This window comes from Achromobacter sp. 1011811831, from assembly GCF_059760905.1.
The window spans coordinates 25,405-33,034 of sequence record NZ_JCBANG010000077.1; the positions used below are offsets into that span (position 1 = coordinate 25,405).

General features: G+C 70.7%; 10 protein-coding genes. 5 read left to right on the plus strand and 5 right to left on the minus strand.

The annotated features are described in order from the left end of the window. The first annotated feature begins 65 nt into the window (after positions 1-65). The 4 genes from AC6LJ9_RS23665 (at position 66) to AC6LJ9_RS23680 (ending at position 2,817) form a co-directional block, all read left to right on the plus strand. Positions 66-623 carry a methylated-DNA--[protein]-cysteine S-methyltransferase gene (locus AC6LJ9_RS23665; RefSeq protein ID WP_498149443.1) on the plus strand — a complete coding sequence of 186 codons (558 nt, stop codon included), beginning with the start codon at positions 66-68 and terminating at the stop codon, positions 621-623. A 17-nt stretch (positions 624-640) separates the two neighbouring features. Continuing rightward, entirely contained in the window at positions 641-1,342 is a 702-nt protein-coding gene (locus AC6LJ9_RS23670) for a 2OG-Fe(II) oxygenase (RefSeq protein WP_498149444.1), read from the plus strand. A gap of 78 nt (positions 1,343-1,420) precedes the next feature. Next, positions 1,421-2,122 carry a DNA-3-methyladenine glycosylase family protein gene (locus tag AC6LJ9_RS23675; RefSeq protein ID WP_498149445.1) on the plus strand — a complete coding sequence of 234 codons (702 nt, stop codon included), beginning with the start codon at positions 1,421-1,423 and terminating at the stop codon, positions 2,120-2,122. Beyond that, positions 2,119-2,817 carry a 2OG-Fe(II) oxygenase gene (locus AC6LJ9_RS23680; RefSeq protein ID WP_498149446.1) on the plus strand — a complete coding sequence of 233 codons (699 nt, stop codon included), beginning with the start codon at positions 2,119-2,121 and terminating at the stop codon, positions 2,815-2,817. Before AC6LJ9_RS23675 ends, AC6LJ9_RS23680 begins: the two co-directional genes overlap by 4 nt. 8 nt (positions 2,818-2,825) lie before the next feature. Here the strand turns inward: AC6LJ9_RS23680 and AC6LJ9_RS23685 are convergent, their stop codons facing one another. The 5 genes from AC6LJ9_RS23685 to AC6LJ9_RS23705 all read right to left on the minus strand — a co-directional run bounded on the left by AC6LJ9_RS23685 (position 2,826) and on the right by AC6LJ9_RS23705 (position 6,078). Beyond that, the gene (locus AC6LJ9_RS23685) at positions 2,826-3,317 is read right to left on the minus strand and encodes a helix-turn-helix transcriptional regulator (RefSeq protein WP_498149447.1); all 492 of its coding nucleotides are present in this window, start codon (positions 3,315-3,317) and stop codon (positions 2,826-2,828) included. Positions 3,318-3,341: 24 nt separating this feature from the next. Then, a complete protein-coding gene (locus AC6LJ9_RS23690) occupies positions 3,342-3,587 on the minus strand; it encodes a hypothetical protein (RefSeq protein WP_498149448.1) in 246 nt (81 codons plus the stop codon). Positions 3,588-3,863: 276 nt separating this feature from the next. Next, the gene (locus tag AC6LJ9_RS23695; RefSeq protein WP_498149449.1) at positions 3,864-4,745 is read right to left on the minus strand and encodes an NAD(P)-dependent oxidoreductase; all 882 of its coding nucleotides are present in this window, start codon (positions 4,743-4,745) and stop codon (positions 3,864-3,866) included. A gap of 77 nt (positions 4,746-4,822) precedes the next feature. Further along, entirely contained in the window at positions 4,823-5,446 is a 624-nt protein-coding gene (locus AC6LJ9_RS23700; protein WP_212315652.1) for a TetR/AcrR family transcriptional regulator, read from the minus strand. A 59-nt stretch (positions 5,447-5,505) separates the two neighbouring features. Beyond that, the gene (locus AC6LJ9_RS23705) at positions 5,506-6,078 is read right to left on the minus strand and encodes a TetR/AcrR family transcriptional regulator (RefSeq protein WP_498149450.1); all 573 of its coding nucleotides are present in this window, start codon (positions 6,076-6,078) and stop codon (positions 5,506-5,508) included. Between the two features lie 119 nt (positions 6,079-6,197). Between AC6LJ9_RS23705 and AC6LJ9_RS23710 the strand changes: the two genes are divergently transcribed. Next, positions 6,198-7,448, plus strand: a complete 1,251-nt coding sequence (locus tag AC6LJ9_RS23710; RefSeq protein WP_498149451.1) for an MFS transporter — start codon at positions 6,198-6,200, stop codon at positions 7,446-7,448. Positions 7,449-7,630: the final 182 nt, after the last annotated feature.

Here is a 7,630-nt window from a genome sequence, read left to right on the forward strand (position 1 = left end):
CGGAGTGGCGTACGCGACCGGCCTGCCTACACTTGCCTCACTGTCCACCTTTAAGGAGACCCGCCATGATCCGCCAAGACGCCGCATTCACCTGCCGCTATCGCGCGCCCGGCAGCGCGCCGCAAGGGCCGATCCGCTACGCCATCGGCCAGACCACGCTGGGCATGATCCTGGCCGGCAAGACGGAGCTGGGCATCTGCGCCATCCTGCTGGGCGTGGATCCGGACGCGCTGCGCGCCGAGCTGGCCGCCGCGTTTCCCGGTGCGACGCTGCATGCGGATCCGCGATCGCTGCAACCGGAGCTGACCGCCATCGCCGCCTATATCGACCACGGCAACGCCGATGCGCCGCTGGCGCTGGACGTGGGCGGCACCGCCTTCCAGCAGCAGGTGTGGCAGGCGCTCGCCGCCATCCCGGCCGGCCAGACCCGCAGCTACGGCGAGCTCGCGCGCCAGCTCGGCGCGCCCGACGCCTCGCGCGCCGTGGCCGGCGCCTGCGCCGCCAACGTGCTGGCCGTGGCCATTCCCTGCCATCGCGTGGTGCGCGGCGACGGCGCGCTGTCCGGCTATCGCTGGGGCGTCGAACGCAAGCGCGCGCTGCTCGCCGGCGAGCGCGGACGATGATGCCGGAGGCCTGCGCCATGGCGCCGGACCTGGACCGCCACGATTGGGACGCCATCGCGCGCTCGCTCGACGCGCGCGGCAATGCGCGGCTGCCCGGCTTGCTGGACCCCGCGCAATGCGCGGCCCTGGCAGCCGGATACGCCTCGCCGGACGGCTACCGCAGCCGTATCGTGATGGCGCGCCACGGCTTCGGGCGGGGCGAGTACAAGTACTTTTCCTACCCGCTGCCGCCGCTGCTGCAAGCGCTGCGCCAGGCGCTGTATCCGCGCCTGGCGCCCATCGCCAACCGCTGGAACCAACTGCTCGGCGATCCGCAACGGTTTCCCGCCACGCACGACGCGTTCCTGGCGCAATGCCATGCGGCCGGCCAGAATCGGCCCACGCCGCTCATCCTGCAATATGGGGCAGGCGACTACAACTGCCTGCACCAGGACCTGTACGGCGAGCGGGTCTTTCCCTTGCAGGTGGCCATCCTGCTGTCGCGGCCCGGCCGGGACTTCAGCGGCGGCGAATTCGTCATGACGGAAACCGCCTCCAGCGGCCAGCGCGCCGAGGTCATCGCGCTGGACCAGGGCGACGCGCTGGTCTTCACGGTCAATCACCGGCCGGCTCCGGGCAAGCGCGGCGGCACGCGCAAGGTCGCCATGCGCCATGGCGTGAGCCGCGTGCTCGGCGGTTCGCGCCATACCGTGGGTCTGATTTTTCATGATGCGCGTTGACCCCTGCCCGGCCCGGCGCGCATGCGTTAAAAAGACTGCCAGGATCCCTTCCGTGATGAACCCGCAACAAGGACGCTGATGCCGCGCGCCGCCATCCCCGCCGACCTGTCTCCCCGCGCTTACCGGCGCGCCGCCGATTTCCTGGCCGGCCTGGACGCCGACTGGGCGCGCCATGTCGCGGCCGTCGGTCCCTGCCGCCACGAAGCCAAGCCGGGCCGCGAACCGTATGAGGCGCTGGTGCGCGCCATCGCCCACCAACAGCTGCACGCCCGCGCCGCCGAAGCCATCCTGGCGCGCTTGCTGGCGCTGTACCCCGACGCGGACTTCCCCAGCCCGCAAGCGCTGCTCGCCACCGATGAACAGCAACAGCGCGCCTGCGGGCTGTCGGCCAGCAAGCTGGCCGCCATCCGCGGCATCGCGCAGGCGGCCGCGGACGGCGTGGTCCCGAGCCGCGCCGACGCCTTGCGGCTGTCCGACGACGAGTTGATCGCGCGCCTGACGCCGCTGCGCGGCGTGGGCCGATGGACAGTCGAGATGTTCCTGATCTACACGCTGGAGCGGTCCGACATCCTGCCGGTCGACGACTATGGCGTGCGCGAAGGCTATCGCCGCCTGAAGGGCCTGGACAAGACGCCCACGCCACGCCAGATGCGCGACATCGGGATGGCCTGGCGCCCGCACCGCACCGTCGCCGCGTGGTATCTGTGGCGGCTGCCGGCCCAGGGCGTGCAGCCGCCGGGCGATACCGCCCGAGCATCGGCCGGGGATGCGCAGCCATGACCGGCATCGTCGCCATGCTGGACGGCAGGGACTGGACCGCCATCGCCCATGAACTGGACGTGGAAGGCCACGCGCTGCTGCCGGGACTGCTGACGCCGGCACAGGCGCGCGAGCTGGCGAACGCCGCGCCAGCCACGGCGCCCACCGCGCACGCCAGCGCGGGCGCGGACAATGGCGAACTGTTCGGACACGCCCCCTCGGCGCCAGCGGCCTGGATGCCATGGCGCGAGGCGTTCTATCGCCATCTGGCGCCGATTGCCAACCGCTGGCAGCAGATCCTGGACGACCCGCTGCGCTATCCGGCCGAACTGCCGGCCTTCCTGGCGCAGAACCGCGCCGCTGGCCAGACGCGGCCGCTGTCGCGCCTGCAACGGCTGCGCCAGGGAGACGAGATGGGCCTGCATCAGCACGTCGACGGCGATTGCGTCTTTCCGCTGCAGGTCGTGGCCTTGCTGTCCGAGCCCGGACGGGATTTCACCGGCGGCGAATTCGTCATGACGGAGCAACGTCCGCGCATGCAATCGCGCCCCATTGTGCTGCCGCTGGGCATCGGCGACGCCGCCATCATCGGCGCGGGGCAACGGCCGTTCAGGGGCAGCGCCGGCTACTACCGCGTCAATCTCAAGCACGCCATCAGCCGCGTGCGCGACGGCGAGCGCGTCGGCCTGGACCTGCTGTTGCACGACGCACCCTGAACGGCGCCTCAGGCGGAGGCCCGGCGCCTTTCCTTGGCCAGGTTGACCTGCAAGGCGGCCCGCGCCACTTCCGCCAGCGCGGGCGGCCAGGCGGCGTTGCCCCGGGCGCGCAGCCACTCCAGCAGGTCGGCCAGGTGCCACAGGGACGTGGTGCCTTCATGCACCGGCACCGGGAAGCTGCCCGGATGCGCCAGCATCAGCTTGCGCATGGCCTGCCGCGACACGCCGGCGATCTCGGCCACATCCGTCAGGCCGACCAGGTCCGGCGCGGCCTCGATCAGGCGGGCGTCGGGCAAGGCGCGGCGCACATCGTCCAGCGCGCTGCCGACCGCGGCCTCGGCGCTGGGCGCCTCGCGCGTGAATTCCAGCGCCAGGCGGCCCGGCAGGCCGATACCCGCCAGCGCGTCGTCGCAGCCGGCTTCGCCCAGGCGCTCGATGACGGCGTCCATGTCCTCGACATCCCTGCCCAGCTGGTATTTCAGGGTGAAGATGTATTCCATCGCTGTTCCTCGGCGCGCGGCGCGTCAGCCGCCGTGCGCGGTGCAGTTGTCGACCACGCGCCGCAAGGCGCGCGCATGATTGCCCGGATCCCTGGGCGTGCTCCAGACGCTGGTGATGCAGAACTCGCCGCAACGGCATTCGTCGTGCCGCCTGGGGCAACAGATCTTGCCCCAGGCATGGGCCCCGCCCACCGTCACGCGCCAGCCATGCGTTTCGGCATGCCTGAGCGCCGCCTCGACTTCTTTCTTCGGATGCAAAGACCTGGTCATCAAGCGCCTCCATTATCGAAAACCACCCACAAGGTTGTCAATAGACAACCTCGAACAATCACTGTCGCAACGGCATGTCTGCAATGAACTAGGACAGAATTACCGGCAACCGCGCCGGCGGCTCAACATGGCCGTATGGCGACCGGACAGCCAGTATGCGACGCCCACGGCGCACGCGGCGCCGCGGGGGACAGGAAGATCACTTGTGATTTGCCGCGATGGCGGCGGCAGGCGCTCGCGGCGCCCGCCTGATCAGGAGCGGCTCGCCCCGACGCCTTACTCCAGCCCGGCCCGCCGCGCCGGCGTGCGCGACAGGGCGGCCCAGTCCAGCTGGCCCTCGCCGCGCGCCAGGCTTTCGATGTGGGCATCGCGCAGCACGCCGGCCAGTTGCAGCGGCACGTGCACCTGCTCGGCCGCTTCCTGCGCCAGGCGCAGGTCCTTCAGGCCCAGCGCCAGCTTGAATCCAGCCGGCTCGAAGCGCTCTTCGGCGATGGCCTGCCCGTAGCCTTGATACACCGGCGCGGCGAACGCGGTCGACGTGGCCATCTCCAGGAAGGCCGCCTTGTCCACGTCGTAGCCGCGCACCAGGGCAACGGCTTCGCTCATGGCGCCGATGGCGCTGCCGATCATGAAGTTCACCGCCAGCTTGGCGGCGTTGGCCTGCTCGGGGCGCTCGCCGAAGTACCAGGTCTTGCGGCCCATCGCGTCGAACAGCGGCTGCACCGCCAGCAGCGCCCGCGCCTCGCCGGCCGCCAGGATATTGAGCTGGCCGGCCTCGGCCACGTTGACCCGGCCCAGCACCGGCGCCGCCACATAGGCCACGCCACGCTCGCCATGCAGCCGCGCCAGCTCGGCCGCCAGCGCCACCGACACGGTGGCCATGTTGACGTGCACCGCGCCGGGGGCCAGCGCGGCCAGCGCGCCGGCCTCCAGCACCGCATAACGCGTGGCCGCGTCGTCGGCCAGCATGGAAACCAGCGCATCGGCGCCCGCGGCGGCCTCGGCCGGGCTGGCCGCCGCCAGCGCGCCCAGCGCCGCCAGTTTCCCGAGCGGCGCGGGCGAACGGTTCCAGGCGCGCACGGCATAACCCGCGCGCAGCAGGTTCGCGGCCATCGGCAGGCCCATCGTGCCCAGGCCCAGGAAAGCGATCGTCTTCATGGTTGATGCTCCTTAATTGGAAATATTCATTTCCTAAATTGGCAAAAAAAAGCCGGCGGGACCACCCCGGCGGCCTGTCATTCCAGCGCCTTGAGCGCCGTGTCCACCACCGCCAGCATGTCCTGCCGCCGGCGGCCCGTCTTGCCGACCACGCGCATGCCTTGCACCAGGCACAACAGCATGCGGGCCGCGTCTTCCGGATCAATATGCGCGGCCAGCGAGCCGTCTTCCTGCCCTTCCCGGATCAGGCCGGCCAGCAGCGCCTCGTTGCGCCCCAGCGCCGTGGTCACGCGTTCGGCCACGTCCTCGTCGAAGAACGACAGCTCCGCCGCGCTCTCGACCACCAGGCAGCCTTGCCGGCCCTGCCGGCCTTGCGACGATTCCGCGTAAAACGCCAGCAGCCTGCGCAGCCGTTCGCGCCCGCTGCCGCCGGCGCCGATGGCCCGCGCCATGCCTTCGACGCGGCGCGCGCGGTAGTGGTCCAGCGCCGCCAGGAACAGCGCGTGCTTGTCCTTGAACGCCTTGTACAGGCTGCCCTGCGCCAGCTCGGTGCCGCGCGCCAGGTCGCCGATGGAGGTGCCGTGATAGCCGCGCTGGCTGAACACGTCCACGGCCCGGTCCAGCGCCTGTTCCATGTCGAACTCGCGCGGCCGGCCCCTGGCGCGGGACGCGCTGGCGGTATCGGTCGGGCGATCGGGCATGGGATCCCAAAAATGGAAATGAACGTTTTCTAATTTAGCACGGATCGTGGCGCGCGGATTCACGCCGCGCCGGCGCGCCTGGCGGCCTCCACTTCCCGGACCAGCGCCAGCATCCTGGCGGCGCTCGGCGCCTGGTTCGCGAACAGCACGCCGTACATCAGTGGCGCCACCACGCGCGTGATGATCTGCTCCGCCTCGGCGGCCTGCTCGCCCCGGCCGATGGCGCGCTCGCGGATCGCCTCGATCTGCTGGCGCGTGAATCCGTCGCACTTGCCCGCCCCTTCGTGGCCCGGCGTGCCCAGCACATCGCGCAGCAGCGCCCGCCCCGGCACCGAGGCCATTTCGTCAAAGTACTGTTCCAGCCAGGCCAGCAGGTCGCCGTAGAACGAACCGGTGTCCGGCGGCGCCTGCTCGGGCTGCAGCTGCTCCACCGCCACGTCAGCCAGCAACTGCGACAGGTCGCCCCAGCGTCGGTAGATGGTCGACGGGGTCACGCCTGCGCGCGCCGCCACCGCGGGCACCGTCAGCCCATCGCGGCCCTGTTCCCGTTGCAATTCGCGCACCGCCTGGTGCACCGCGGCCTGCACGCGCGCGCTGCGCCCGCCGGGGCGCGGCCCTGATTTGTCGGTCATGCCTGGTCCTGCCGTCATGGATATGCTTATGCGCCAATCCACTAAAGCAAAATAATTGCGTTAGTGTTTGCGATCTTGTATTCTCACTAAAGCAAATATTTTGCATTTAAAGACGCACCATGTCCACGCCCTCATCCGACTCCCTGGCCTGCCCCGTGATCCAGCCGGGCAAGCTGTCGCGCCGCGGCGCCACCGCCTTCCACGCCTTTGTCCTGATGTCCTTCCTGGCGGCCTCGGCGGCGCCCACGCCGCTATACCGCGTCTACCAGCAGGAATGGGGATTCAGCGCCACCCTGCTCACCGTCGTCTTTGGCGCCTACGCACTGGCCCTGCTGACGGCGCTGCTGACCGCCGGCCGGCTGTCCGATCACATCGGCCGGCGTCCGGTGATCGCGCTGGCGCTGCTGTTGCAGAGCGTGGCCATGTGCGGTTTCCTGCTGGCCTCGGGCCCCGGCTGGCTGGTCGGCGCGCGCCTGCTGCAAGGCGCGGCCACGGGGCTTGCGACGGCCTCGGTGGGCGCCGCGCTGCTGGACCTGCACCGCGAGCGCGGCGCGCTGATCAACGGCATCTCGCCCATGATCGGCATGGCGGCCGGCGCGCTGGGCAGCACGGCGCTGCTGGTGCACGCGCCCGATCCGCTGCATACCGTCTACGCGCTGCTGCTCGCGCTCTTCCTGCTGGCGCTGGCGCTGCTGTGGCGCGTGCCCGAGACCGCGACGCGCCGCGACGGCGCCTGGGCCAGCCTGCGTCCCCGCATCACCGTGCCGCCGCAGGCCCGCAAGGCGCTGCTCGGCGTCACGCCCGCCAATGTCGCGGTATGGATGCTGGGCGGCTTCTACCTGTCGCTGATGCCGTCGCTGATCGTCTCGGCCACCCAGGCCCGCTCGCCCTGGCTCGGCGGTTTCGCCGTGACCGCGCTGACGCTGAGCGGCGCCGTCGCCATCGCCCTGGTCGCGCTGCGCCGGGTCGGCACCTTCCGCACCCTGTTGTCCGGGGAAATCGCGCTGGCGTCCGGACTGCTGCTGATCCTGATCGCCGCCAACGCCGGCTACCCCGCCCTGCTGCTGGCCGGCTCCATCGTCGCCGGCCTGGGTTTCGGCGCCACCTTCCTGGGCGCGGTGCGCACCGTGCTGCCGCTGGCCGAGCCGCACGAGCGCGCCGGCCTGATGGGCGCGTTCTATGTCGAAAGCTATCTGGCCAACAGCGTGCCGACCATGATCGCGGGCTACATGGCGCAGCGCGCCGGCCTGCTGGCCGCGGCCGACGCGTATGGCGCGGTCATCCTCGCGCTGGCGGTGGCGGCCATCGTGCTGGCCGTGACGCGGCGGCGCGCCTGCCTGCGGCAGGCGGCTGCCGGCCAGCCGCTGTGAATCGCTGACGCACACCGCGCCGGCGCCGCGACAACGGCCCCGGCAGCCGCGACAACGGGCCCCCCCTATCATTTCTCGTCCCCTCGCCGCGCTCGCGGCCTGGCTCTTTTACACATCTCCCAGCCCACGAGACGCAACATGGAAATTCGTATGGCGTCTTCTTGTTTGAAAAAAAAAAATAA

Coding starts and splice junctions, on each gene's coding strand:
- AC6LJ9_RS23685 (WP_498149447.1), bottom strand. CDS start 3,317: ATGGAATACATCTTCACCCTGAAATACCAGCTGGGCAGGGATGTCGAG.
- AC6LJ9_RS23690 (WP_498149448.1), bottom strand. CDS start 3,587: ATGACCAGGTCTTTGCATCCGAAGAAAGAAGTCGAGGCGGCGCTCAGG.
- AC6LJ9_RS23680 (WP_498149446.1), top strand. CDS start 2,119: ATGACCGGCATCGTCGCCATGCTGGACGGCAGGGACTGGACCGCCATC.
- AC6LJ9_RS23700 (WP_212315652.1), bottom strand. CDS start 5,446: ATGCCCGATCGCCCGACCGATACCGCCAGCGCGTCCCGCGCCAGGGGC.
- AC6LJ9_RS23705 (WP_498149450.1), bottom strand. CDS start 6,078: ATGACCGACAAATCAGGGCCGCGCCCCGGCGGGCGCAGCGCGCGCGTG.
- AC6LJ9_RS23665 (WP_498149443.1), top strand. CDS start 66: ATGATCCGCCAAGACGCCGCATTCACCTGCCGCTATCGCGCGCCCGGC.
- AC6LJ9_RS23710 (WP_498149451.1), top strand. CDS start 6,198: ATGTCCACGCCCTCATCCGACTCCCTGGCCTGCCCCGTGATCCAGCCG.
- AC6LJ9_RS23675 (WP_498149445.1), top strand. CDS start 1,421: ATGCCGCGCGCCGCCATCCCCGCCGACCTGTCTCCCCGCGCTTACCGG.
- AC6LJ9_RS23695 (WP_498149449.1), bottom strand. CDS start 4,745: ATGAAGACGATCGCTTTCCTGGGCCTGGGCACGATGGGCCTGCCGATG.
- AC6LJ9_RS23670 (WP_498149444.1), top strand. CDS start 641: ATGGCGCCGGACCTGGACCGCCACGATTGGGACGCCATCGCGCGCTCG.